Source organism: Sphingopyxis solisilvae, from assembly GCF_015475875.1.
GTDB lineage: Bacteria > Pseudomonadota > Alphaproteobacteria > Sphingomonadales > Sphingomonadaceae > Sphingopyxis > Sphingopyxis solisilvae.
Window position 1 is genome coordinate 171030 of sequence record NZ_JADKYM010000001.1, and the last position, 24313, is coordinate 195342.

Here is a 24313-nt window from a genome sequence, read left to right on the forward strand (position 1 = left end):
GATCATGCCCCGTGCATGATCGCCTTTACGTCGTGAAGATAGGTGCGCCCGATACGGTGCGTGCCGCCGTCGCCCAGGTCGACGCTCCACGCGCCGTCGCCATGATGCTTCAACCCGACGATCCCGTCGCGGCGGACCATTTTCGACCGGTGGATGCGAATGAACTGGTCGGGATTCATCCGCGCTTCCAGCGATTTGATCGTTTGATGGATCAACCAGCTGCGCGCGCCCACATGCAATCGCATATAGTCGCGTTCCGCTTCGATCAGATCGACCTGCGCCGCATCGACGCGCAGCATTTCGCCGCGGTTCTGGACCCAGAACTCGCTGATCCACTTGCTTTTGTGGTTCTGTACGCGTTCGGTCGCGCGCCATTCGCGCACGCGCGTCAGCGCACGGGCAAGGCGTTCGGGGGACACTGGCTTCAACAGATAATCGACCGCCGCGACGTCGAAAGCGGCGACGGCATATTGGTCGAAGGCGGTGACAAAGATGACCGCCGGCGGATTGTCGAGCCGGTCGATCGCCGCCGCCACTTCCAAGCCGTTCAGATCGGGCATCGCGATATCGCACAGCACAAGATCGGGGGCGAGCGCGTCGACCATGCGTAGCGCCGATGCGCCGTCGCTGGCGGTGCCGACGAGCGACACCCCGTCCTGCTGCCCGGTCAGGATCTGCAGCCGTTCGATGGCGAGCGGTTCATCGTCGACGATCAGGGTTCGCAAGGTCTGCATCATGATCAGCAAGCCACTTTCGCAAGCGGGAGCCACAGCGACACAACGAAGCCCCCGTCATCGGACGGCCCCCATTCGCATCCTGCCGCGGGGCCGTAACGGGTCAACAGTCGTTCGCGCACATTGCCCAATCCCAAACCGGTTCCGGAGGCAGGGACGGGCGCTTTCGGATCGATGTCATTTTCGATGCGCAGTACCAGCAGGCCATATTCGGCGCTGGCGGTCAACCGGACGGCGATCGTGCCCTTGCTGGGCGCGACGCCATATTTGATCGCATTTTCGATGATCGGTTGCAAAATCAGCACCGGAACGCAGGCGTGTTTGAGCTCGTCGGGCATGTCGACCTCGACCTGCAAACGGTCAGGAAAGCGCGTCTGTTCGATGTCGAGATAAAGCCGCTGGAGCGCGATTTCCTCGTCGAGACTGACCAGCTGTTCGGGATCGACCGCCAGGCTCGAGCGCAGGAACGACGACAGGTTCATGATCATCGTCTCGGCCTCGCTCTTCGATCCTTTCAGCACGAGCGTCGACAGCGAGTTGAGCGTGTTGAACAGGAAATGCGGGTTCACCTGATAATGCAGCGCGCGCAGCTGGGCATTTTTGGCTTCCAGCCGGAAATGATTGGCGCGTCGTTCGACCGCGCGCATTTCGTTCGCATAGCCGAAGGCGACATAGAGTGCCGCCCATACTGCAAAGAAGAAATACCAGCGGATCGAGCTGTCGAGGATCAGGATCGTTTCCCACGAGCCCGGAAATTTCGCCTGCATTTCCGTAATGATCCGCGTCGCTTCGGCGACCGGGAACCAATAATAAAAGACGAGCAGGTTGACCGAGGCATAGACGATCACCAGCGGGACCGCCGCGCCCAGCGCTGCGGCAAGGCGGGCGCCGAAACTCTGTGGCTGGGCGCGTTGCAGCAACTGGTACAGCACAAAGGTACATAAAATACCGGCCACGACGACGATTGCGCGGCGCCAGACGGCAGAAAGCGGTTCGGCGACGCCGGTCAGCATCGCAAGTCCCGTCGTGATCAGGAAATAGATCACCCACATCGCGATGATCGAACCGATCGCAACCCGCGGATTGACGCGCGCGTCGGAGGCGCGCCAATCGGGCGCCGCCGCCAGCATTTTTGCGCGCTGGTCGCGCAGCGCGTCTTTGCGAAGGGTCATGTTCATTGCGCCTGCTTTAGCGCCAAAACCGGCCCAAAGGCTAGCAGAGCGCGGGCCGCCAGTCGAATCCCCGGGCGCTTTGGTCGAAAGCCGCGGCGTTGGCCGTTACCCCAGCCGGGCGAGCGCAGCGGTGAGGCGGTCGGCTTCGGCCTCTTTCGCGGCATGATCGGCGCGCGCCTTTTCGACCGCTTCGGGTTTGGCGCGTTCGACGAACGAGGGGTTGTTGAGCCGCCCGACGAGCCCGTCGCGTTCCTTGACCGCGGCGGCGAGCGCCTTGCTCAGGCGGTCGCGTTCGGCGGCGATGTCGATGACGCCTTCCAGCGGGAGGGTGATCGTCTCACCCTCGACAACGAGCTGCGCCGAGGCACCCGCGGGGGCGGGATCGAAACTGATGGCTTCGAGGCGCGCGAGGCGGTCGAGCTGCGCGGCGAGCTTGTCGGTGCGGGTCTTGAGCGAGGCGGGGAAGTGCGCGGTCAGGCGCGCGCCGGGGGGCAGGCCGAGTTCGGCCTTGGCGGCGCGGAGTTCGCTGACCAGCTTGATGAGCCAATCGATGTCGGCGCTTGCTTCCGTATCGCGATCGGCCTTCGGTTCCGGCCATTTGGCGGTGATTAGCGGATAGTCGGCGCGATCCCCCAATCCCGTCCACAGCTCCTCGGTGATAAACGGCATGAAGGGGTGGAGCATGACGAGGATCTGGTCGAGCACCCAGCCGGCGACGGCCTTGGTCTCGTCGTCGATCGCGCCCTTGATCAGCTCCAGATACCAGTCGCAGAAACGATCCCATGCGAAGCTGTAGATCGCGTTCGCGGCCTCGTCGAAGCGATAGGCGGCGAAGGCGGTTTCCATCGCGGCGACGGTCGCGGCGACTTCGCCGATGATCCACCGGTTGACCGGCAGCGTGGCGGCAGGGGCTTCGAGGGTGGTCGAGGCTGAAATGCCATTGGCTTCGCAGAAACGCGCCGCGTTCCACAGTTTGGTCGCGAAGTTGCGGTAGCCCGCAAGGCGCGCGTCATCCATCTTGATGTCGCGGCCCTGGCTTTCCATCGCGGCCATGAAGAAGCGCAGCGCGTCGGCGCCATATTGGTCGATCAGCCCGAGCGGATCGACGACATTGCCCTTCGACTTCGACATTTTCTGTCCGTCGGGCGCGCGGACGAGGCCGTGGAGATAGAGCGTCTTCCATGGGACATCACCCATGAACTCCATGCCCTGCATCGCCATACGCGCGTCCCAGAAGAACAAGATGTCGAAGCCGGAGATGAGGACGTCGTTAGGGTAGTGGCGTTTGACGAGGTCGGCGTCGTCGGGCCAGCCGAGGGTGGCGAACGGCCAGAGTGCGGAGGAGAACCATGTGTCAAGGACGTCGGGGTCGCGCCAAAGAACCGCCGAGTCTCCAGGTCTGCTTGCTTCCATCCAGACACGGGGCGCTTGTACCCCGTCATCCGCAAAATGCACGTCGGATTGGTCAACGCCGTAATATTCTGCTGCGATGGCTCTCGCTTCCTCTTCGGTTTCGGCAACGAAAACCGGGCTGGTTGCCGTTGAGCGGTCCCAGACTAGCCCAGAGGTGTCCTTCGTTGGTCCATACCAAGCCGGAATCCGGTGGCCCCACCACAACTGACGCGAAACGCACCAGGGCTGAATATTCTCCATCCAGTTGAAGAAGGTTTTTTCCCACGTCTTGGGGACGATGTTGATGCGGCCGTCGCGCACCGCCGCCATCGGCGGCTGCGCGAGCGTTTCGGCGTCGACATACCATTGGTCGGTCAGCCAGGGTTCGATCACCACGCCGCCGCGGTCGCCGAACGGGGTCTGGATCGTCCGCGGCTCGGCGTCGTGCGCGTTGCCGTCCTTGTCGATGTGGGGGATCAGGAAGCCCGCTTCCTTCATCCGCGCCACGACCAATTCGCGCGCGCCGTCGATGCCGTCCCGCTTGAAGCGGTGGAGGCCGAGATATTCGTCCGGGACCAGCCCGTCGCTGGTCTGGATGACGTTCGCGTCGCCGTCGAGCATGTTGAGCATCTCGGCGGGCTTGAACCCCGCGCGCTTGCCAACCTCGAAGTCGTTGAAATCATGTCCCGGGGTGATCTTTACCGCACCCGAACCCAGCTCGGGATCGGCATGTTCGTCGGCGACGATTGGCACGCGGCGACCGGTGATCGGCAACTCGACGAATTTGCCGATCACGCTCTTGTAGCGCGCATCATCGGGGTGCACGGCGACCGCCATGTCGGCGAGCATCGTTTCGGGGCGCGTCGTCGCGACTTCGATATAATCGCGTGCCCCCAAAGGATTATTGGCGTCCAGCGTCACGCCGTCGGCGAGCGGATATTTGAAGTGCCAGAAGCCGCCTTGGATCTCGTGCGTCTCGACCTCGAGGTCGGAAATCGCGGTCTTGAGCTTCGGGTCCCAGTTCACGAGGCGCTTGTCGCGGTAGATCAGCCCCTTTTTGTGCAGGTCGACGAACACCTTGACGACCGCCCGCGTGAAATGCGGATCCATCGTGAACTGTTCGCGCGACCAGTCCATCGAGCAGCCGAGACGGCGGAGCTGGCCGGTGATCTGGCCGCCGCTTTCCGCCTTCCACTGCCACACCTTGTCGATGAAGTCTTCGCGGCTGTAATTGGTGCGCTTGTCCTGCCGCGCCTCCAGCTGGCGCTCGACCACCATCTGCGTCGCGATGCCGGCATGGTCCATCCCGACGACCCATAAGGCATCCTTGCCGCGCAACCGTTCGTAACGGATCAGCACGTCCTGCAAGGTGTTGTCGAGCGCATGGCCGATGTGCAGCGCGCCGGTGACGTTCGGCGGCGGGTTGACGATCGTGAACGGCGTGGCGTCGGGGCGGTGCGGGCGAAACAGCCCGCGGCTTTCCCAAGCGTGAGCCCATTTCGCCTCGATTGCGGCGGGATCGAATGTTTTGTCCATCGGCATAATGCGGCGCGCTTTGCCAGCCATGGTGCGGCGCGGCAAGGGGGAACCCATGAGTTTCCGTTCGCATCGAGCGAAGTCGAGATGCCCATCGTCGGCGCGCGCCTTCGGGGTGTCTCGACTTCGCTCGACACGAACGGGATTGAGAGGCTTTTATTTCTTCAAATGCCGACCCAGCCAGCCGAACACCGCCTGATACCATTGGACGCTGTTCTGGCCCTTCAGGATCCAGTGGTTCTCGTCGGGGAAGACCAGCAATTCGCCCTCGACACCCTGCCGCTGCAACGCGTGGAAGGCCGCGAGGCTCTGGCTGTACGGAATGCGGAAATCCTTTTCGCCGTGAATCACCAGCATTGGAGTTTTCCACTTGGTGACATGGTTCACCGGATTCCACTTTTCGGCATCGGTGCGCTCCCACCAGGGGCCGCCATGGTCCCATTCGTCGAACCAGGTTTCCTCGGTCTCGAAGGCCATCGCGCGCAGGTCGAACACCCCGGCGTGGTTCACCAGGCATTTGAACCCGTCGGGCCAGTTGCCCGCGATCCAGTTCATCATGTAACCGCCATAGGAGCCGCCGAGCGCGCAGGCGTTGGCGGTGTCGATCGCGGCGTCCTGCTTGCCCGCGGCGGCGAGCCCCAGCTTCAGGTCTTCGAGCGGTTTGCCGCCCCAGTCGCGATTGATGCTGTCGGTGAAGGCTTGCCCGTAACCCGTCGAGCCGTGGAAATCGATCGACACCGCGGCATAGCCCGGCGCCGAAAACAGCCGCGGGTTCCAGCGCGTCGACCAGCTGTTGCCGAAACTGCCCTGCGGCCCGCCGTGGACCAGAAAGGCGACGGGCAGCTTGCCCGCGCTATTGGCGGGTTTGACGATCTGCCCCCACACCGTTTCGCCGTTGGCGCCGGCGAATTTCAGCCGGTCGACCTTGACCGGATCGATGTCGGCCAGCTGCGCCCGGTTGACGTCGGTCAACCGCGTAACCTTGCCCTTGGCATCGCGCGTCCACAGGTCGGTCGGCACCGCCACGCTGTTGCGCGAATAGAGCAATGCGCCGCCGGGAAGCGGGGTGACATCGTTGATATTGCCTTCCCATTGTTCGGTCGTCGCCTTCAGCTTTTCGACCTTGCCGCTGTTCACATCGACGCGGAAAACGGGATGGTCGAGCACGTCCTGCGCGGTGACATACAGCGCCTTGCCGTCGGGCGCCCAGGCGATCGAGCCGACCGACCGGTCCCAGGCTTCGGTCAGCTTTTTCGTTTCGCCGCTCGCCAGATTGCGCAGCATCAGCACCTGCCGATCGGCTTCGTAACCGGGGCGCGCCATCGCGGCATAGGCCAGCCATTTGCCGTCGGGCGACGGCGTCGGCAGCGTGTCGGTCGCCTGATTGTCGGCGGTCAAATTGACCGGCATCATGCGGCTGTCGACCAGCCAGCTGTAAATGTCGAGGTTGGTCGACCGCGGCTCGTCCTTGTCGGCCTTGCGCAGGGTGAAAAACACCGTGCGGCTGTCGGCGCCCCATGCGAGTTCCTCGCCCCCGCCAAAGGGTTTCGATGGGCTGTCGCCGGTCAGCCCGGCATCGATCGCGCGCGGCGTGGTCGCCTTTCCGCCGTCCAGGTCAAAGACGAACGGGCGGCTGTAGGTGCCGGGGGTTTCCCAGCTGTCCCAGTGGCGCACGAAGCCGACGTCATTCTTGTAATGACGGCCCGTCCCCGGGCCGGGCAGCTCGCCCTTGTCCTGCGCGTCGCAGCCAAAATCGGTGCATTCGCGTGCGATATCGCCCCAGGCGAGCAGTTTGGTCCCGTCGGGCGAAATCTTGAATCCCGACACGTCGGCTTTTGTATCGGTCACTTGCGCCGCGCCGCCGCCCACCTTGGGATCGACGCGCCAGATCTGGCTCTTGCCGCTGGCGTTCGAGAGGAAATAGAGGTTGCCGTCGGGGTGAAAGGCGGGGGCGCTCTCGTTCTTTTCGGGCACGTCGGCGACGCGCACCGGTGCGGCGTTCTTCGCATGGCGATCGACAAGCCACAGACCGGTCGAGCGCTTGTAGCTGCCTTGCGCGGTCTCGGTCATCTGATAGGCGATCCAGCGGCCGTCGGGTGACGCCGTTGGTGCGGCAACTCGGTTGAGTGTCGCCAAGTCCACCTCGGTCATCGGGCGGGCAAGGGCAGGGCTGGACAGGGCGGCAGCAAGCGCGATGGCGCTGGTCAGGATGTGGTTTCGCATGAAAGCGGTTTAGCGGGGCGGGGGCGCGGTTCAAGCCTGTTCGTCGACCGCCGGTGCAGGATGGCCACTTCGGGGTGGGGAGCTGCCGGACGAATAGCGCCACGCCCTCCCCTTCAGGGGAGGGCAGCGAGACTTACGAACTTGTTCGTTAGTCGCAGCGGGTGGGGTCCATCGGCCTTGCGCAAGGCCGATGGACCCCACCCCAACCCCTCCCCTGAAGGGGAGGGGCTTTATATGTCCGCAACCGGCCGCTACCGGACGACAACGCCGCCTTTCATCACATGGTCGATCTTTTCGAGCACGGTGATGTCGGCGAGCGGGTCGGCCTTTACCGCGACCAGATCGGCAAACCGGCCCGGCACGATGGCACCGATGTCGTCCCGGCCCATCGCTTCGGCGGCGTGGCCGGTCGCCGACTGGATCGCCTGCATCGGCGTCATGCCGAAACGCACCATGTTGCGGAACTGGCGGCCGTTGAGGCCATGCGGATAGACGCCCGCATCGGTTGCATAGCCGATGTTGACGCCGAGCTCGACCGCGCGGCGAAAGGCGGCGCGCTGGGTGTCGGTCGTCTCGCGGTTCTTGCGCAGATATTCCTCGGGCCACCCTTCGCGCGTGCCCTCCTCGTCGATATAGGTACCGTTATATATGTCCATCGACAGCCAGGTGCCGCGCGCTTTCGCCATTTGCAGCGCTTCTTCGTCGGCAATGCTGGCATGTTCGATGCTGTCGACCCCGGCGCGGATCGCGTTCTTGATCCCCTCTGCACCGTGGGCGTGGGCGGTCACCCGCTTGCCGCGGGCGTGGGCGACTTCGACCACCGCGCGCAGCATATCCTCGCTCATCTCGACCGCGCCCGGTTCGGTGCCGATCGCGAGCACCGCGCCGGTGGCGATCGTCTTGATGAAGTCGGCCCCGTTGTCGAGCAGGAACGCCGCTTTCTGCGCCGCCTCGTCGGGCGTTGCCGCGACGCCGAGGCGCATGTCGGTGGGCAACTCGTCGTTCGGCACGACGCCGTTCAGTTCGCCGCCGCCCCTCGGCACCGTGATATAGGCGCCCGCCACCCACATCCGCGGTCCCGGTACATCGCCGCGGTCGATCGCGTTGCGCAGCGTCACATCGGTCAGGCCGCGATAGGTGCCGACGTCGCGCACGCTGGTAAAGCCCGCGTCGAGCGTGACGCGGGCATTGCGCGCGCCGACGAGCGCGGTTTCGGCGGGCGACGCCTTGATCGGCGCCGCCAGATCGGCGCTCTGGCCAAGATCGGCGAGGTGGGTGTGCAGGTCGATCAGCCCGGGCAGGACGGTAAAGGCGGACCAGTCGAGCCGCCTGGCGCCCGCGGGCGTCGCGCCGCACGGCTCGACCGCCTTGATCCGTTCGGCGTCGATCGTGATGCACTGGCCGGTGCGGACGTCGTTGGTGACGCCGTCGATCAGCCGCCCGGTCTCGACATACAGCGTCTCTGCCGCCACGGGCGTCGCGGCAAGGGCCGCCGCCAACGCCGCGATCAGATGGCGACGTCGAACGTATTGCACTGGCGCGGATCCCCCGTCTGAAGGCCGCGGCGCAGCCAGCTCATGCGCTGTTCGCTGGTGCCGTGGGTAAAGCTTTCGGGCATCGGGCGCTGGCCTGCCGCGCGCATCAGCGTATCGTCGCCGATCGCGCTGGCGGCGCGCATCGCCTCTTCCATGTCGCCCGGCTCCATCACCGGCTGGCCCGCACTGTTGCGCGCGCGGGAGGCCCAGACCCCGGCGTAGCAATCGGCCTGGAGCTCCATGCGGACCTGCAGCTGGTTGCCCTCGGCCTGCGAGCTGCGCGCCTGCGCCTGGCGGACCTGGTTCGAAATGCCGCTGATCGTCTGGATATGATGGCCGACCTCGTGCGCGACCACATATGCCTGCGCCGCATCGCCCGCGGCGCCGAAGCGCTGTTCGAGTTCGCGGAAAAAGCTAGTGTCGAGATAGACGCCCTGATCGGCAGGACAATAGAAGGGGCCCATCGCGGCTTGCGCGGCGCCGCAGCCCGACTGGTTGCGGTCGGTAAAGAAGTTGAGCGTCGGCCGCTGGTAGCCGCTGATCAGGTTGCCCCACACCTGGTGCGTCGATCCGAACACGTTGCACGCAAAACGCTCGGCAGCCGTATCGCAGGCAACATTGGCGCCGCCGCGGCTGTCGGCCATCGGATCGCTGGTGCTGCCGCCCATGCTCAGCATGTTGGCGCCGGGACCGAGCACGAAAAAGGCGAGCGCGCCGAGCAGCAGGATCGTCCCGCAACCCATCTTGCGGCCAAGCAGCATGGGCAGGAAGCCGATCAGCAATCCGCCAAGACCGCCGCCTCCACCCCCACCAAATCCGCCGCCGCCGCGGCCCAAGTCGCGAATATCGTCGCCGGGATCATAATCGTCGAGGCGCATCGGGCTTCTCCAGCGGCAGTGGTCGTTCGCGACGACTGTTACAGCAGCACCGGGCAATTGGAAGGGGCTTCGTCGCCGACAAGTCATTGCAAAGCCGCGTGTTGCGGTGCACAAATCGTGCATTCGCAACCAAGGATCGCGATTCCATGCCTCGTCGCGCCGCTCGTGCCGCCCTGCCGCTTCCCGACCTCGTCGTGCTGGTCCTCCAGGGCGGCGGCGCGCTCGGCGCATTCCAGGCGGGCGTATATGAAGCGCTGATCGAACTGGGTATCGAATTCGACTGGGTCGCGGGGATTTCGATCGGCGCGGTCAATGCCGCGATCATTGCCGGAAACGAGCGCGATCAGGCGGTCGGCAAGATGCGCCAGTTCTGGGAGGGCGTTTCGTCGGCGCTTCCTTCGCTGCCGGTCCCCGACACCGATTGGGCGCGCGAATGGTCGCACATGGCGGCGGCGGGGCAGGTGATGGCGTACGGGGTGCCGGGCTTTTTCACGCCGCGCTTTCCGCCCCCGGCCTGCGCCGAGCGGCAGACGCCCGGGGCTGTCAGTTTTTACGATAGCGCGCCGCTCGCCGCGACGCTCGACCGGCTGGTCGACTGGGACCGCGTGAACCATGGCAAGGTGCGGCTGTCGGTCGGCGCGGTGGCGGTCGAAACAGGCAACTTTCGCTATTTCGACACGACGACCGACGCCATAGACGCGCGGCACATATTGGCGTCGGGCGCGCTGCCGCCCGGCCTGCCGCCGGTCGAGATCGACGGGCATTGGTATTGGGACGGCGGTCTGGTGTCGAACACCCCGCTCGAACATGTCGTAGCGGCGGCACATGACGATATGCTGGTGTTCCAGGTCGACCTGTTCCCCGCTCGCGGGACACGGCCGCACGATCTGGAAGAAGCCTGGTCGCGCGAGAAGGACATCCGCTATTCCAGCCGCACCCGGCGAATTTCGGACGGGCTCGTCCGGCGCCGCAAGGAGCATCGGCTGATCGACCGGATGCTCGCTAAACTGCCCGACGAATATGCCGATCTACCCGAGGTCAAGGCCGTGCGACGGATGGTCGATTGCAAGGCGCTCAACGTGGTCCAGCTGATTCACGAACCGCCTCCCTGGCAAACCGGCGCGCGCGATTTCGAATTTTCGCGCTCGACGATGGAGATCAACTGGGCGCTCGGTCGCGATGCGGTCGAGGCGGCGATGAAAGACGGCCACCTGCTCGCCGAAAGCATCGCCGAGGGCCGATCCGACAGTTTTGCCGTGCATTCGGGCGGCCTTAAGCCCAAGAACCAAACCGACATTCGCTGATACGCCCCTCAGAAAGGACAAAGATATGCACCTGAAAGGCAAAACCGCGCTCGTTACCGGATCGACTTCGGGCATTGGCCTGGGCATCGCCAAGGCGCTGGCGGGTGCGGGCGCGAATCTGATCATCAACGGCTTTGGCGACGCGACGGCGATCGAGGCGGAACGCGCCGGGCTGGAGCAGCTGAGCGGAGGCAAGGCGACTTACGATGCCGCCGACCTGACCAAGGTCGAGGCGATTGCCGAGATGTTTGCGCGCGCCGATGCAGAAATGGGCGGGGTCGATATCCTGGTGAACAATGCGGGGACGCAGTTCGTGTCGCCTGTCGAGGATTTTCCGGTCGAAAAATGGGACCTGATCCTGGCGCTGAACCTGACGTCGGCGTTCCACACTATCCGGCACGCGGTTCCCGGGATGCGCAAAAAGGGGTGGGGAAGGATCATCGGCACGGCATCGGCGCACTCGCTTGTCGCCTCGCCGTTCAAATCGGCCTATGTCGCGGCGAAGCACGGGCTGGTCGGGCTGACCAAGACCGTGGCGCTGGAAGTCGCCGATGCCGGAATCACCGCCAACTGCATCAGTCCCGGCTATGTGTGGACCCCGCTGGTCGAAGGACAGATTCCCGACACGATGAAGGCGCGGGGGATGACGCGCGAACAGGTCATCAACGACGTTCTGCTCGCGGGTCAGCCGACCAAGCAGTTCGTGACCGTCGAACAGGTGGCTGCAATGGCGTTGTTCCTGACCCGCGACGAGGCGGCGAACATCACCGGCGCGAACCTGAGCGTCGACGGCGGCTGGACCGCGGCCTAAGCCTTGAGCATTCTCCTTTCCCCTCCTAAGGTTAATGCAACCGGACCAGGGGAGAGACGGAGAATGAGGGGTCGCACCAGATATCTATTCGCCCTTATGTTGGGGGCGAGCGTCGGGGCATGCCAGACGGTGCCGAAAGTGCCGCCGTCGGCCGCCGACCAACCGGCGGCGGGCAGCTGGCGCGCAACAGCGACGGGGCAGGACCAGGAACGCATTCGCAGCTGGTACAGCAGCTGGCAGGGGGCGCTTGCCGATGCGCGTGCAAAAGGCCATGGCGCAGAAATCGACCGCGAAGGTGTGCTGTTGCAGCCGATGGCCGCGCTGCCCAATCCGCATCTGCCGGCGGGCGATTATCGCTGCCGCACGATCAAGGTCGGCGCGCAGGGGCGCGGTACGCTGGGCTACATCGCCTATGGCTGGTTCCGGTGCCGGGTGGCGCAGGAACAGGGGCTGTCGAGCCTGACCAAGCTCACCGGATCGCAGCGGCCCGTCGGGCTGATCTTTCCCGACAATCTGACGCGCCAGATTTTCCTTGGCACGCTGGAACTCGGCGACGAGAAAATGGCGGTCAATTATGGCAGCGACCGGATGCGCGACATGGCGGGGCTGGTCGAACGGATCGGCGACAACCGGTGGCGGCTGGTTCTGCCCGCACCGGCATATGAATCGCTGCTCGACGTGATTGAGCTGGTGCCCGCGGGCTGAATGCAGGGGTAAGCGAATGAGAATAGTCTGGACAGGATTTGCCGCATTGGCGCTTGCCCTACCCGCCATGGCGCAAACGCTTGGCAGCGAGGTGCAGAAGCAGATGCCGTCGCTGATGAAAATCTACGACGACCTGCATGCAAATCCCGAGCTCAGCTTCATGGAAGTGCGCTCGGCGGGCATATTGGCGGCTGAGGCGCGCAAGCTGGGGTTCGAGGTCACAGAAAAGGTCGGCGGGACCGGCGTTGTCGCGGTGATGAAGAACGGTCCGGGGCCGGTCGTGATGGTGCGCGCCGACATGGACGGCCTGCCGGTGACCGAACAGACCGGGCTGCCCGGCGCGTCAAAGGTGCGCGTAACCACTGCCGAAGGGGTCGAAACCGGGGTGATGCACGCCTGCGGCCACGACACGCACATGACCGCCTGGGTGGGCGTCGCGCGGCTGATGGCAGCCAACAAGGCGAACTGGTCGGGGACACTGGTGATGATCGGCCAGCCCGCCGAGGAACGCGGCGCGGGCGCCCGGATGATGCTGGAGGACGGGCTCTATACCCGCTTCCCCAAGCCGCAATATGTGCTGGCTTTCCACGACGCGGCGCAATTCCCCGCCGGGATGATCGGCTATACACCGGGCTATGCGCTGGCCAATGTCGACAGCGTCGATATCCTGGTCAAGGGCGTCGGCGGCCACGGCGCCTATCCGCATACCACCAAGGATCCGGTCGTTCTCGCCAGCCGCATCGTGACGACGCTGCAAACGCTCGTTTCGCGCGAGATCAGCCCGCTCGACAGCGCGGTGGTGACGGTCGGCAGCTTTCACGCCGGCGCCAAGCACAATATCATTTCGGACGAGGCGCGGCTGCAACTGACCGTGCGCAGTTATACCGACGAAGTGCGCAATCATTTGCTGGACGGCATCGCGCGCGTGGCGAAGGGCGAGGCGATCGCAGCGGGCATGCCCGAAGACAAGATGCCGGTGGTCACGGTGCAAAAAGACGAGTTTACCCCTTCGACCTTCAACACGCCCGACTTTACCGAGGAAATGGCCGCCTATCTGAAAACCAGCTTTGGCGACCAGCGCGTGGCCCAGATTCCGCCGGTGATGGGGGGCGAGGATTTCGGCCGTTTTTCGCGCGACGACAAGGACATCAAGAGCCTGATTATCTGGGTCGGCGGGGTGCCGCAGGCGGAATATGACGCCGCCAGGAAAGAAGGGCGGACGCTGCCGAGCCTGCACTCGCCCTTCTGGGCGCCCGACGCGCCCGCAGTGATCTCGACCGCCACCGAGGCGCTGACGGCGATGACCATGAAGCTGATGGCAAAGGAATAGTACCCACCCCGCTAGCTGCTGAAGCTATGAGGGAAAAGCACAGACGGGAAAAGCGGGTGGGTGGTCAGGCCCACCCGCACCTTTGCTTACAGGCCGTCGAGCCCCTTGCTCACCAGCACATTGACCGCGACACGCCGGTTCTGTGCCTTGCCTTCGGCCGTATCGTTGCTGGCCGCTGGGTCGGCCTTGGCCATGCCGGTCGGGGTCAACATACGATAGGGCTTCCAGCCGCACGCTTGTTGCAGATGATTGACCACGCTACCCGCGCGTTTTTCGCTTAGCAGCTGATTGACTTCGTCCGGACCTGTCGAATCGGTGTAGCCGATGACGAGCAACAACGCGTTGTCGATCCCTTCCGCTTGGCTGGCGGTGGCGCACAGTTCGGCCTTGGCCTGCGCCGACAGTACCGCCTTGCCAGTGTCGAAATTCACATTGGTCGTGCTTTTGATGTTATATTTATCGATGTCGCCCATCCGTCCGCGCAGCGCCTCGGTCGCCGCGGTCTGTTCGGCAAAGCGCTGGTCGGTGCCGGCGCGAATCATCGAAGCGGTCTTCAGATCTTTATTCTTGAGTTCGATCTCGCTCGCGACGAGCTCTTCGCCGCCCTGCAGTGTGGCGATCGTCACCGGCAGGCCGTTGAGCAGCGCGTCGGCGCCCAGCTTGCTGCTGTTCAGGCCCAGAAAGCCGCCGCTGCTCTTGATCTTGGTGGTGTCGGTCACGGCGACGATGACGTTGCTCCCGTCAGCGGTTGTCACTTGCACGCGCTCGCCCTGACGCGCCGAAATAATGCCTTCGACTTCCGGCCCCTTGGTCAGTTCGGCGGGGGAGGTGCCGTAGACCGTGGTCATGACCTCGCCGTCGCTTTGGTCTTGTGCCTGCATCGCAAAGCCGGTGGTTGCAGGGGCCGCCAATAGCGCGGCCAGCAACAACATGCGGGGACGTGTGGAAATTTTACGCATAAGCCTACTCCTCGAACGAGCCGCCCCCGCGTGTTCGCGCCGCCATTTCTTCCACAAGCCATGTTCCGGCAAGACGGGATTGCTTGCCGCGCCGATATTTGGAGCGAAATGTGCGGCCAATTGAGGACGGCGTCCGGCTACCTTGATCGTGCGAACGACGAAGCGACCGCGGCGGGCGACCAGCCGAAACGGCAGGCGGCAGGATTTTTTCCGGCGACGCGCGCGCGGCCCTTGAAATGGCGCGGGAGGTTTCCCATTGTCGGAATTGTGCGGGCCGGGCCCCTCTGGCGTCGGCGGGATTTTTCCCGCCACGTGATGTCGGACCGCATCGGGTGACACCGATGCTTTGGGCCCACCTCCCCCCTAAACCCTGGGTCCGGCATCGGCGTCACCTGCTTGATTTTCAATCAGGAGGCCCGTTTACATGACGCTTAATCCCAATCTTTATCGGCTGACCCTGCTGCATCGCCAGCTGGACGAGGCGGCGCGGCGCGAGGCGCGGCGGCGCGGGGCCGACCCGTTTCGCCTGCTGCGGCTGAAAACACTGAAGCTGGCGGTCAAGCGCCGCTTGGCGGCGCTGTCGCTGCGTCCGGCGCTCACGCGCTAATTCCTTCTAATCAAGACCGGAAGCGTCGTCCCGCCGGGGCGGCGCCTTCTGGCGTACACCAGGGACAATCACCATGGAATTTCTGTTTGCCGACTGGCTGGGCACCCCGGCCTGGTTCTGGCTGGCTTTTATCACGCTGGTCGTGGCGCTCACCGCCTTTGACCTTGGCATCCTGAACAAGGAAAACAAGGAGATGGGGGTTGGCGAAAGCCTCAAGCTTTCGGCCTTCTACATCGCCATCGCGCTCGCGTTCGGGGCTTGGGTCTGGGCAGCGAAAGGCGACGAGGCCGGGCTTCAATATTACACCGGCTTTTTCATCGAAAAAGCGCTGTCGATCGACAATATCTTTGTCATCTCGCTGATCTTCACGACCTTCGCAATCCCGCCGCGTTACCAGTATCGCGCGCTCTTGTGGGGCATCGTCGCGGTGATCGTGCTCCGCGGAATCATGATCGCGGGCGGCGCGGCGCTGGTCAGCGAATATGGCTGGCTGCTCTATATCTTTGCTGCCTTTTTGATCTTTACCGGGGTGAAGATGCTGTTCGCCAGCGAAAAGCCGATGGACGTTGCGGGCAACCCGGTTGTGAAATGGCTGTCGCGCCACATCCCGATTACCAACGATCTGCATGGCGAGAAATTCTTCGTCCGCGTGCCCGACAGCAACACGGGCAAGCTGGTGCTGGCGGCAACGCCGCTGTTCCTCGCGCTTGTCGTCATCAACTTGGCCGACCTGGTTTTCGCGGTCGACAGCGTGCCGGCAATCTTTGCGATCACCACCGATACGTTCATCGTCTATACGTCGAACATCATGGCGATCCTGGGGCTGCGCGCGCTGTATTTCGCGCTGTCGGCGATGGTGCATCGCTTCCATTACCTGAAATATGCGCTCGCGCTGGTGCTGGTGTTCATCGGGTCGAAGATATTCGTCGCCGATTTCATCCTGGGCGGCGACAAATTTCCGCCGCTGGTGAGCTTGGGCGTCACCGTCGCGCTGATCGCGGGCGGGGTGATCTGGTCGCTGGTCAAGACGCGCGAAGAGGACGCGGCGCTGCCGCAATGAAAATGTCCGCCGGAGGCCTTGCGGCTTCCGACGGACAGGCTTTCCTCCCCAGGAAAGCTCGGTAGGCGCGGGGGGTGCAACGGGTCCCCCGCGCCAAACTCGGGTCAGGCGGCGAACTGGTTCATCGTATTGTCCTTGCCCGCGGCTTTCAGCGCGGCTTCGCCGGCGAAATATTCCTTGTGGTCGTCGCCGATGTCGCTGCCCGACATGTTCTGGTGCTTGACGCAGGCGATGCCCTGGCGGATCTCGGCGCGCTGGACGCCCTTGACGTACCCCAGCATCGCTTCGTCGCCGAAATATTCCTTAGCGAGATTGTCCGTCGACAGTGCCGCGGTGTGATAGGTTGGCAGGGTGATCAGGTGGTGGAAAATGCCCGCCCGCTTCGCCGCGTCGCGCTGGAAGGTGCGGATGCGGTTGTCGGCTTCTTCGCCGAGCGGGGTCGCGTCATAATCGACGCTCATCAACTTGGCGCGGTCATAGGCGCTGACGTCCTTGCCCTCGGCCTGCCACGCGTCGAACACCTGCTGACGGAAGTTCAGCGTCCAGTTGAAGCTCGGCGAATTATTGTACGCGAGCTTCGCATTGGGGAAGACCTCGCGGATACGGTCGACCATGCCGGCAATCTGTTCGATGTGCGGCTTTTCGGTTTCGATCCACAGCAGGTCGGCGCCATTTTCGAGACTGGCGATGCAGTCCATCACGCATCGGTCCTCGCCGGTTCCGGCGCGGAACTGATAGAGGTTCGAGGGCAGACGCTTCGGGCGCATCAGCTTGCCATCGCGGTTGATCAGCACGTCGCCGGGGTTGCCGGCGCCGTCGACCTCTTCGCAATCGAGGAAGCTGTTATAGCGGTCGCCGAGATCGCCGGGTTCCTTCGAGAAGGCGATCTGCTTGGTCAGGCCCGCGCCGAGACTGTCGGTGCGCGTGACGATGACGCCGTCCTCGACGCCGAGTTCCATGAAGGCGTAGCGGCAGGCGCGGATCTTCGCGATGAAATCCTCGTGCGGCACGGTGACCTTGCCGTCCTGATGACCGCACTGCTTTTCGTCCGAGACCTGATTTTCGATCTGCAGCGCGCAAGCGCCGGCTTCGATCATCTTCTTGGCGAGCAGGTACGTCGCCTCGGCATTGCCGAAGCCCGCGTCGATGTCGGCGATGATCGGCACGACATGGGTTTCATGATTGTCGATCGCCGACTGGATCTGCTTCGCCTTGAGTTCATCCCCCTCGGCGCGCGCGGCGTCGAGGTCGCGGAACAGCATGCCGAGTTCGCGCGCGTCGGCCTGACGCAGGAAGGTGTAGATTTCCTCGATCAGCGCCGGAACGCTGGTCTTTTCGTGCATCGACTGATCGGGCAGCGGGCCGAATTCGCTGCGCAGCGCGGCGATCATCCAGCCCGAGAGATAGATGTAGCGGCCCTTGACGGTGCCGAAATGCTTCTTGATCGAGATCATCTTCTGCTGCGCGATAAAGCCGTGCCAGCAGCCCAAGGACTGGGTGTAGTTCGCCGGGTCGGCGTCATAGGCGGCCATGTCGGCGCGCATGATGCGCGCGGTGTAGCGGGCGACGTCGAGGCCGGTCTTGAATTTGTTCTGGGCGCGCATGCGGGCGACGCTTTCGCCGCTGATGCCGTCCCATGTGCCGTCGTAGTCGCGGATGAGGCGGCCTGCCTGTGCCATGTCTTCCTGATAACCCATCGTCTGTATCCTTGAGAGGAGGTGATGGGTCGATGTTGGCGAAGGTGCCGCGGAAAGTGAAAAGCTTTGTCAATAATAATTGTGAATTATGGCCTATCGGTGTAAAATGGCGTGTAAAGTAGTAAAGAAGGTTACAAGCGATGGCAGAGCGACGGGTGTTTGCGGGGCCGGCGGTGCGCAAGGTGCGGCGCGAGGCGGGGATGACGCAGGCGGCGATGGCCGAGGCGCTGGATATTTCGCCAAGCTACCTCAACCTGATCGAGCATGGCCAGCGACCGCTCAGCGCCACCGTGATCGTCAAGCTGGCCGAGCGGTTCGGGTTCGATGCGGCGACGCTGGGCATAGATGCGGTGCCGGGCGGGGCAGCAGGGCTGCGGAGGCGGCTGTCGGATGCGCGTTTTGCCGATCTCGGGATTGGCGCGCAGGAGATCGAGGAGTGGCTGGCGACCGCGCCGACGACCGCCGCGGCCTTTGCCCGCCTGTACGATGCGGCGCCCGAAGCGGGCGCGGCTTTACAGGAGGAAGCGCCCGAAGTTGCCGCGGTGCGCCGCGCGATCGAGAAATGGCGCAACCATTTTGCCGATCTCGACGCGAAGGCCGAGGAACTGGCCGACGAACTGCGGCTGGCGGGCGGCGATCTTTATGGCACGATTTCCGAGCGTTTGCGCACCCGGCATCAGCTGGGCATCCGCATCCTGCCGTCGGACGTGATGCCCGATCGCCTTCGCTGGCTCGACTGGCACGCGCGGCAACTTATGCTGAGCGAATTGCTGCGCCCCGCGTCGCGCACCTTTCAGGCGGCGGCGACGCTGGCGCAAATCGAGGCGAAGGCCGAGATCGACGCGCTCGTCGCGGGCGCCGAATTTGCCGAGAGCGCGGCGGCGCGCCTGTTCGAGCGGCATCTGGTCCATTATTTCGCCGCAGCATTGATGATGCCGTACAGCCGGTTCCTGCGCGCCTGCGATGCGACGGGCTACGACCTGCTGCTGCTCCAGCGGCGCTTCGGCGCGGGCTATGAGCAGGTCGCGCACCGGCTGACGACGTTGCAGCGCGTCGGTGCGCGCGGGCTGCCCTTCTTCATGCTACGCATCGATCGCGCGGGGCAGGGGAGCAAACGCTATGCCGGAGCAAGCCAGTCGCCGCTGGTTGACAGCGACACGCGCTGTCCGCTGTGGGGCGTCCACGAAGCCTTTGCGCGGCCCGGCGAAGTGATCGCTGACCTAGTCGAGCTGGAGGATGGGTCGCGGTGGTTCACGCAAAGCCGCAGCATCGCAGCACCGGGCGCAACCGGCAGCGGCACCCCCGCGCGGTTCGCCGTGTGCGTCGGGGTCGATGCAAAGGTCGCCGCACCCTTGATCGCGGCGCGCGGCATCGACCTGATGCGATCGCCCGCGACGCCGATCGGGCTAGGGTGCCGTCGCTGTACGCGCACCGGATGTGTGCAGCGATCGATGCCGCCGCTGGGCCGCCCGCTGCGATTCAGGGACGGCGAGCGCGGGGTGAGCGCGTTCGATTTTGCGGGGGATTGATGAACACGGTCGTACCGACGGCATCGCCACCCCCAATTGCGACATGTTCTGTAATTGTCTTCGTATCGCGGAGTAGCCAAGGGCGCGCCGAATTTGCCAATAGTTCTAAAACGCAAATGATTACGGTCGTTAAGCGAAGATGGCCTGCGCCATATGGGACCGAAATTGATGCTGCTCCACCTGAAACCTGAAGAGGTTGAAATCGGCATGTTCGTCGACGCGTTCGACGGACGCTGGATCGATCATCCCTTTTGGCGTAGCCGGTTCCTGGTCGAGACCGAGGATCAGCTGGCGCGGATCCGGTTGTCGGGGGTAAGGGCGGTGATCGTCGATCGTAGTCGCAGCCGGCTCGCGCACCAAGCCGACGCCGCCCCCTTGGCTGCCGACCGGCGCAAGGCGGCGCCCGGCATGGGGCCGCCCTGGCGCGGGGTCGAGCGGCGGCGGGCACGGATTTTCGCGCCACTGGCCGGCGAACGGCCGACGCGTCCGGTCAGTTACGCCCAAGAACGCCGCCGCGCCGAACGCATCATCGCCAAATCGAAGCAGGCGGTGATCGAGCTGTTTGGCGCCGCACGGATGGGGGGCGCGGTCGACACGCGGCGGATGGCATCGCTGGCCGAAGCGGTCGGGAAATCGATCACCCGCCAGTCGCGCGCGATGATCGATCTGGTGCGGCTGAAGCAGAAGGACGAATATACCTATCTCCATTCGGTCGCGGTTTGCGCGCTGATGATTAACTTCGCCCGCCACCTGAAGCTGGACGAGGCCGAGGTGCAGGCACTGGGGGTGGCGGGACTGCTCCACGATGTCGGCAAGGTTGCGATCGTCGATGCAGTGCTTTTCAAGCCGGGCAGGCTGACGAGCTGCGAACGCCGCGCGGTCGAGGCTCACCCCCAAGCCGGCCATGTCTTTCTGTTGCAATCGGAGGACATTCCGGCGGCGGCGTTGGAGGTATGCCTGCGTCATCATGAAAAGATGGATGGCACTGGATACCCCGGTGGACTGAGCGGCGACGGACTGTCGCTCTATGTCCGCATGGGCGCGATTTGCGACGTGTATGACGCGGTGACTTCGGACCGCCCATACAAGGACGCGTGGACGCCGTGCGAGGCGCTGACCGCGATGCAGGGGTGGGAGGGGCATTTCGACCGCCAGCTGCTCGAGCAGTTTGCCGACAGCCTGGGTTTTTTCCCCGTCGGCACGCTGGTGACGCTGTCCAACGGGATGCTAGGAATCGTAACGGGCAGCGCGGGCAAGGACGGCGAGGCCATGATGGTGCGGGTGTTTTTTGACTGCGGCCTGCTGACCGAAGTGCCGCCCTTCGATTGCGAGATCGCGCCGACGACCCGCGACCTGCGCATTATCGGGCGCACCAGTCACACGCTTTGGCGCTTCGCCGATTGGTCCCGGACCGTCGACCGTCTAATTGCGGCGGGCCCGTCCCCGACGCCGGCGCATCCAGCTGCCCGCGGATCGGTGGCTTAGAGCAGATAACCGATCGCATTGCCGAAATTGTGGAGCAGCACCGGCAGCAACAGGCTGCGCGTGCGCAGCACCAGCCATATGGCGAGCAGCGAGGGGATAGCGGTCAGTGCCATGATGACCGGATCGAACGAAAAGCTGCCGTCCGAATAGCCGAAGGCGTGGGCAAGGCCGAACATGACGCACGACAGGATCGCGCCCCAGTGCCAGTCGACGCCCAGAAAGCGGACGCGCCCGGCAAAGGCCTGCGCCAGCGCGAACAGCAGAATGCCGCGATAAAAGGGTTCTTCCTCGAACCCCGGCATGGTGAGCTGGAAGGCGACCGCCTCGGCATCGGGGGCGTCGCCCGGAAACGCCAGCGCCAGCGCGGCAAAGAAGGCGCAATAGAGGAGGGCAACGGGGATCGCGGCCTTGAGACTTCCCGGTTCCTGACGCAGCGTCAGCCCGACGCGGCGCCAGCCGAAGGCGGGCAGCGCGGCGATGGCGAGCGTCGCGAGCAGCGCGAGAGCCTTGCCTTCCCAATTCCAGTCGCTGTCGGCGAGGACGCGGGGGATCAGGCCATAGCCGCGGGTGAGCAACAGGTCGTTGACGAACACCAATGCGGCGGCAACGAGCAGCCAGCGCAGCGAAAAGCGATCGCGCCGGATCAGCCCGAGTGCGGTCCCTGCCACGAGCAGGATCGCAACGATCGCGATGATGGCGATCAAACCGTTCATGATATTCCCCCGACGATGCGGCGCGGCCTAGGACAGGGGGCAGGCTGGATCAAATGCCGCGACGTACCAGTGCTTGCCCGGCGATGCCGCAAATTATTCCGCGCGCGCCTTTGCGGCGGCCCGGACATCCTGGGCGCGGGCCAGCGGCATGACCAGGATATCGTCGCCGTCGACGATCACCGCGATGTCATCCATGCCGACCAATGCCACCCGCTTGCCGCCCGCGCGGACGAGATTGCCGTGGCTGTCGTGCAGGAAAGCGTCGCCGGTGATGGCGTTGCCGTCAGCGTCCTTGGCTGCGAGGCCGTGAACCGCCTGCCAGCTGCCGAGGTCCGACCAGCCCATCGATGCGGGGACCACCGCGACGCGATCATCCTTTTCCATTACCGCATAGTCGATCGAGTCCGCGGGCGCCTGCGCAAAATGCCCGGCGTCGGCGTAGAGCGCGTCGTCGTCGATCCGTCCCGCCGCCGCCGCGCGGTCGGCGGCTTCGAAAATGGCGCGGCAATGGGTCAGCATGGCGTCGCGCATCCGTCCGGCGCGGAACAGGAAAATGCCGGCATTCCAGCTGTAGCCGCCCGCCGCGAGCATCGCCTGTGCATCGGCGAGGGGCGGCTTTTCGATGAAGCGGTCGACGGCAAAGCCGTCCTCGCCAAGGGGAGCGCCGCTGGCGATATAGCCGAAACCCGTCTCGGGCGCGTCGGGGGTGATGCCGAAGGTGACGATCCAGTCGTGCCGCGCCAGCCGCGCGCCGCGGGCGACCGCCGCGTGAAAGGCGGGAAGGTCTGCGATGACATGGTCGCTGGGCATCACCAGCAGCAGCGTATCGGCGTCGGCGCGCGCAACGGCCAGCGCAATGGCGGCCGCCGTGTTGCGCGGCACCGGTTCGACCAGCAGCGCAGCCTGTCCCGAACCCAGTTGATCGCGCACCGTTTCGACATGCGCTTCGCCACAGAGAATCAACGGCGGCAGGAAGGCGTCGCCCGCAGGTGTTCGGGCCAGCGTTTGCTGGAACAGGCTTTCTTCGCCGGTGAGCGGCAGGAATTGCTTGGCGCGGGTGCCGCGCGATTCGGGCCACAGCCGCGTTCCGGCGCCGCCGCAGAGGATCACGGGTTGAATCAATTCGGTCATGGCGCTGGTCTATCCGCTATGATCGCGGGGGTCATCCCCGGTTGCGCGATGATGAGTGTAAAATTAACCGACAGTTGACGCCTCGGCTGTAGTATCGCGGCAACGAAAGGCGCTGCATTTTTCATGTTCCGGCTGTTCAAACATTATGTGCCGCACGCCGTGGTCTGGCTGGCGCTGCTCGAATTTTTCGCGCTGCTCGGATCGGCCGAGGCGGCGTGGCATCTTTATGCCCATCAGGCCGGTTTCGACGCCGGGCCGCTGGCCGATCGCGGGTTGCCGCTGGCGACCTTTGCGGTGGCCAATTCGCTCGCGATGATGGCGACCGGCATGTACGGCAACGAGGGGCTGCGCTCGATGCGGTTCGCCACCGCGCGCCTGCTGGCGGCGATTTCACTCGGCGTGATCTTTCTGTCGGTGCTGGGTTTCCTGTTGCCGACGGCGACGCTGTGGCGCGCCAACAGCCTTTACGCGATGGTGCTGGCGATCGCGGCGCTGTTCGTCATCCGGCTGGTGCTGACCCAGTCGGCGGGGACAGAGGCGTTTCGCCGCCGCATTCTGGTGCTGGGCGCGGGGCCGCGTGCGGCGCGGCTGGCGGCGCTCGCCGAGCAGCCGGGAAGCGGGCTGGAGGTCGTGGGGTTTGTCGCGATGAGCGACACCGAGAAAACTGTTGGTCACGCGGTACGGCGTGAAGCGATCGCCAACCTGTCGGACCATGTCGTTGCGCTGCGGGCCGGCGAGGTCGTGCTGGCGCTGGAGGAACGGCGCAACGCGCTGCCGCTGAACGACCTGCTCCGCGTCAAGACGACGGGGGTGCATGTCAACGATATCGCGAGCTTTATCGAACGCGAGACCGGACGCGTCGATCTGGCGACGACCAATCCCAGCGGGCTGATTTTTTCCGACGGTTTTTCGGCGGGGCAGCGCATATCCAAGGTGGGCAAACGGCTGTTCGACATCGCCGCCAGCCTGATCGTGCTGATCGTCGGACTGCCGTTGATCCTGGTCGCCGGGATCGCCGTGATCCTCGACAGCCGCGGGCCGGTTTTTTACCGTCAGCCGCGCGTCGGGCTGTTCGGTGAACCCTATGACATCTACAAAATCCGGTCGATGCGCACCGATGCCGAGGCAGAGGGCAAGGCGGTGTGGGCGAGCGAGAATGATCCGCGCGTCACCCGCGTCGGGCGGATCATCCGGACGCTCCGGATCGACGAACTGCCGCAGCTGTGGTGCGTGCTGAAGGGCGAGATGAGCTTTGTCGGGCCGCGACCCGAGCGGCCGAGTTTTGTCGAGGAACTGGAAAAACAGCTGCCCTATTATGCCGAGCGGCATATGGTGAAGCCGGGGCTGACCGGCTGGGCGCAGATCAATTACCCCTATGGCGCGTCGGTCGAGGATGCGCGGGTCAAGCTGGAATATGACCTGTATTACGCCAAAAATTATTCACCCTTCCTCGACTTGCTGATCCTGCTCCAGACGGTGCGCGTCGTGCTGTGGCCCGACGGAGCCCGCTGA

19 protein-coding genes are annotated in these 24313 nt (G+C 64.5%); 9 read left to right on the forward strand and 10 right to left on the reverse strand.

The window, feature by feature from the left end; all coding sequences use genetic code 11:
* Nucleotides 1-2: 2 nt before the first annotated feature.
* The 6 genes from IR187_RS00880 to ypfJ form a co-directional block, all read right to left on the reverse strand.
* Nucleotides 3-737 carry a LytR/AlgR family response regulator transcription factor gene (locus tag IR187_RS00880; RefSeq protein WP_194952819.1) on the reverse strand — a complete coding sequence of 245 codons (735 nt, stop codon included), beginning with the start codon at nt 735-737 and terminating at the stop codon, nt 3-5.
* 2 nt (nt 738-739) lie between these two features.
* Nucleotides 740-1906: a sensor histidine kinase gene (locus IR187_RS00885; RefSeq protein WP_228765430.1), complete on the reverse strand. Its 1167-nt coding sequence runs from the start codon at nt 1904-1906 to the stop codon at nt 740-742.
* A 105-nt stretch (nt 1907-2011) separates the two neighbouring features.
* On the reverse strand, nt 2012-4840 hold the full coding sequence (locus tag IR187_RS00890; protein WP_194952821.1) for a valine--tRNA ligase: 2829 nt from the start codon (nt 4838-4840) through the stop codon (nt 2012-2014).
* A gap of 150 nt (nt 4841-4990) precedes the next feature.
* Nucleotides 4991-7057: an alpha/beta hydrolase family protein gene (locus tag IR187_RS00895; protein WP_194952822.1), complete on the reverse strand. Its 2067-nt coding sequence runs from the start codon at nt 7055-7057 to the stop codon at nt 4991-4993.
* A gap of 251 nt (nt 7058-7308) precedes the next feature.
* Nucleotides 7309-8592, reverse strand: a complete 1284-nt coding sequence (locus IR187_RS00900) for a metal-dependent hydrolase family protein (protein WP_194952823.1) — start codon at nt 8590-8592, stop codon at nt 7309-7311.
* Entirely contained in the window at nt 8565-9470 is a 906-nt protein-coding gene (ypfJ, locus tag IR187_RS00905) for a KPN_02809 family neutral zinc metallopeptidase (protein ID WP_194952824.1), read from the reverse strand. The genes IR187_RS00900 and ypfJ overlap by 28 nt, the downstream gene beginning before the upstream one ends.
* A gap of 146 nt (nt 9471-9616) precedes the next feature.
* Between ypfJ and IR187_RS00910 the strand changes: the two genes are divergently transcribed.
* The 4 genes from IR187_RS00910 to IR187_RS00925 all read left to right on the forward strand — a co-directional run bounded on the left by IR187_RS00910 (nt 9617) and on the right by IR187_RS00925 (nt 13620).
* The gene (locus tag IR187_RS00910; protein ID WP_194952825.1) at nt 9617-10774 is read left to right on the forward strand and encodes a patatin-like phospholipase family protein; all 1158 of its coding nucleotides are present in this window, start codon (nt 9617-9619) and stop codon (nt 10772-10774) included.
* Nucleotides 10775-10799: 25 nt separating this feature from the next.
* Nucleotides 10800-11585: a 3-hydroxybutyrate dehydrogenase gene (locus IR187_RS00915; protein WP_194952826.1), complete on the forward strand. Its 786-nt coding sequence runs from the start codon at nt 10800-10802 to the stop codon at nt 11583-11585.
* Nucleotides 11586-11681: 96 nt separating this feature from the next.
* A complete protein-coding gene (locus tag IR187_RS00920) occupies nt 11682-12290 on the forward strand; it encodes a DUF4893 domain-containing protein (protein ID WP_228765431.1) in 609 nt (202 codons plus the stop codon).
* A gap of 16 nt (nt 12291-12306) precedes the next feature.
* A complete protein-coding gene (locus IR187_RS00925; RefSeq protein WP_194952828.1) occupies nt 12307-13620 on the forward strand; it encodes an amidohydrolase in 1314 nt (437 codons plus the stop codon).
* Between the two features lie 86 nt (nt 13621-13706).
* Here the strand turns inward: IR187_RS00925 and IR187_RS00930 are convergent, their stop codons facing one another.
* Nucleotides 13707-14579: an OmpA family protein gene (locus IR187_RS00930; RefSeq protein WP_194953026.1), complete on the reverse strand. Its 873-nt coding sequence runs from the start codon at nt 14577-14579 to the stop codon at nt 13707-13709.
* A 424-nt stretch (nt 14580-15003) separates the two neighbouring features.
* Here IR187_RS00930 and IR187_RS00935 point away from each other — a divergent pair, with 424 nt between their 5' ends.
* On the forward strand, nt 15004-15186 hold the full coding sequence (locus tag IR187_RS00935; protein WP_194952829.1) for a hypothetical protein: 183 nt from the start codon (nt 15004-15006) through the stop codon (nt 15184-15186).
* A gap of 73 nt (nt 15187-15259) precedes the next feature.
* Nucleotides 15260-16246 carry a TerC family protein gene (locus IR187_RS00940; protein ID WP_194952830.1) on the forward strand — a complete coding sequence of 329 codons (987 nt, stop codon included), beginning with the start codon at nt 15260-15262 and terminating at the stop codon, nt 16244-16246.
* A gap of 104 nt (nt 16247-16350) precedes the next feature.
* On the opposite strand, the gene IR187_RS00945 is transcribed toward IR187_RS00940, so the two are convergent.
* Nucleotides 16351-17943: an isocitrate lyase gene (locus IR187_RS00945; protein WP_194952831.1), complete on the reverse strand. Its 1593-nt coding sequence runs from the start codon at nt 17941-17943 to the stop codon at nt 16351-16353.
* 140 nt (nt 17944-18083) lie between these two features.
* Between IR187_RS00945 and IR187_RS00950 the strand changes: the two genes are divergently transcribed.
* Together IR187_RS00950 and IR187_RS00955 are read left to right on the forward strand one after the other, a co-directional pair.
* Nucleotides 18084-19472 carry a helix-turn-helix domain-containing protein gene (locus IR187_RS00950; protein WP_194952832.1) on the forward strand — a complete coding sequence of 463 codons (1389 nt, stop codon included), beginning with the start codon at nt 18084-18086 and terminating at the stop codon, nt 19470-19472.
* A 153-nt stretch (nt 19473-19625) separates the two neighbouring features.
* A complete protein-coding gene (locus IR187_RS00955; RefSeq protein WP_194952833.1) occupies nt 19626-20957 on the forward strand; it encodes an HD-GYP domain-containing protein in 1332 nt (443 codons plus the stop codon).
* Here the strand turns inward: IR187_RS00955 and IR187_RS00960 are convergent.
* Together IR187_RS00960 and IR187_RS00965 are read right to left on the reverse strand one after the other, a co-directional pair.
* The gene (locus IR187_RS00960) at nt 20954-21670 is read right to left on the reverse strand and encodes a CPBP family intramembrane glutamic endopeptidase, BDIM_20840 family (protein ID WP_194952834.1); all 717 of its coding nucleotides are present in this window, start codon (nt 21668-21670) and stop codon (nt 20954-20956) included. The two genes, IR187_RS00955 and IR187_RS00960, sit on opposite strands and share 4 nt — an antisense overlap.
* 93 nt (nt 21671-21763) lie before the next feature.
* Nucleotides 21764-22801 (reverse strand): mannose-1-phosphate guanylyltransferase, encoded by a 1038-nt coding sequence (locus tag IR187_RS00965; protein ID WP_194952835.1) that lies wholly within the window; start codon nt 22799-22801, stop codon nt 21764-21766.
* Nucleotides 22802-22924: 123 nt separating this feature from the next.
* Here IR187_RS00965 and IR187_RS00970 point away from each other — a divergent pair, with 123 nt between their 5' ends.
* Complete coding sequence (locus IR187_RS00970) at nt 22925-24313, forward strand: TIGR03013 family XrtA/PEP-CTERM system glycosyltransferase (RefSeq protein WP_194952836.1); 1389 nt, start codon at nt 22925-22927, stop codon at nt 24311-24313.

Bases quoted from the DNA above. Each gene is read 5' to 3' on its own strand.
- IR187_RS00885 (WP_228765430.1), bottom strand. From the start codon at position 1,906: ATGACCCTTCGCAAAGACGCGCTGCGCGACCAGCGCGCAAAAATGCTG.
- IR187_RS00920 (WP_228765431.1), top strand. From the start codon at position 11,682: ATGTTGGGGGCGAGCGTCGGGGCATGCCAGACGGTGCCGAAAGTGCCG.
- IR187_RS00960 (WP_194952834.1), bottom strand. From the start codon at position 21,670: ATGAACGGTTTGATCGCCATCATCGCGATCGTTGCGATCCTGCTCGTG.
- IR187_RS00925 (WP_194952828.1), top strand. From the start codon at position 12,307: ATGAGAATAGTCTGGACAGGATTTGCCGCATTGGCGCTTGCCCTACCC.
- IR187_RS00955 (WP_194952833.1), top strand. From the start codon at position 19,626: ATGGGACCGAAATTGATGCTGCTCCACCTGAAACCTGAAGAGGTTGAA.
- IR187_RS00950 (WP_194952832.1), top strand. From the start codon at position 18,084: ATGGCAGAGCGACGGGTGTTTGCGGGGCCGGCGGTGCGCAAGGTGCGG.
- IR187_RS00940 (WP_194952830.1), top strand. From the start codon at position 15,260: ATGGAATTTCTGTTTGCCGACTGGCTGGGCACCCCGGCCTGGTTCTGG.
- IR187_RS00970 (WP_194952836.1), top strand. From the start codon at position 22,925: ATGTTCCGGCTGTTCAAACATTATGTGCCGCACGCCGTGGTCTGGCTG.
- IR187_RS00930 (WP_194953026.1), bottom strand. From the start codon at position 14,579: ATGCGTAAAATTTCCACACGTCCCCGCATGTTGTTGCTGGCCGCGCTA.
- IR187_RS00895 (WP_194952822.1), bottom strand. From the start codon at position 7,057: ATGCGAAACCACATCCTGACCAGCGCCATCGCGCTTGCTGCCGCCCTG.
- IR187_RS00965 (WP_194952835.1), bottom strand. From the start codon at position 22,801: ATGACCGAATTGATTCAACCCGTGATCCTCTGCGGCGGCGCCGGAACG.
- IR187_RS00945 (WP_194952831.1), bottom strand. From the start codon at position 17,943: ATGGGTTATCAGGAAGACATGGCACAGGCAGGCCGCCTCATCCGCGAC.
- IR187_RS00910 (WP_194952825.1), top strand. From the start codon at position 9,617: ATGCCTCGTCGCGCCGCTCGTGCCGCCCTGCCGCTTCCCGACCTCGTC.
- IR187_RS00890 (WP_194952821.1), bottom strand. From the start codon at position 4,840: ATGCCGATGGACAAAACATTCGATCCCGCCGCAATCGAGGCGAAATGG.
- IR187_RS00935 (WP_194952829.1), top strand. From the start codon at position 15,004: ATGACGCTTAATCCCAATCTTTATCGGCTGACCCTGCTGCATCGCCAG.
- IR187_RS00915 (WP_194952826.1), top strand. From the start codon at position 10,800: ATGCACCTGAAAGGCAAAACCGCGCTCGTTACCGGATCGACTTCGGGC.
- ypfJ (WP_194952824.1), bottom strand. From the start codon at position 9,470: ATGCGCCTCGACGATTATGATCCCGGCGACGATATTCGCGACTTGGGC.
- IR187_RS00880 (WP_194952819.1), bottom strand. From the start codon at position 737: ATGATGCAGACCTTGCGAACCCTGATCGTCGACGATGAACCGCTCGCC.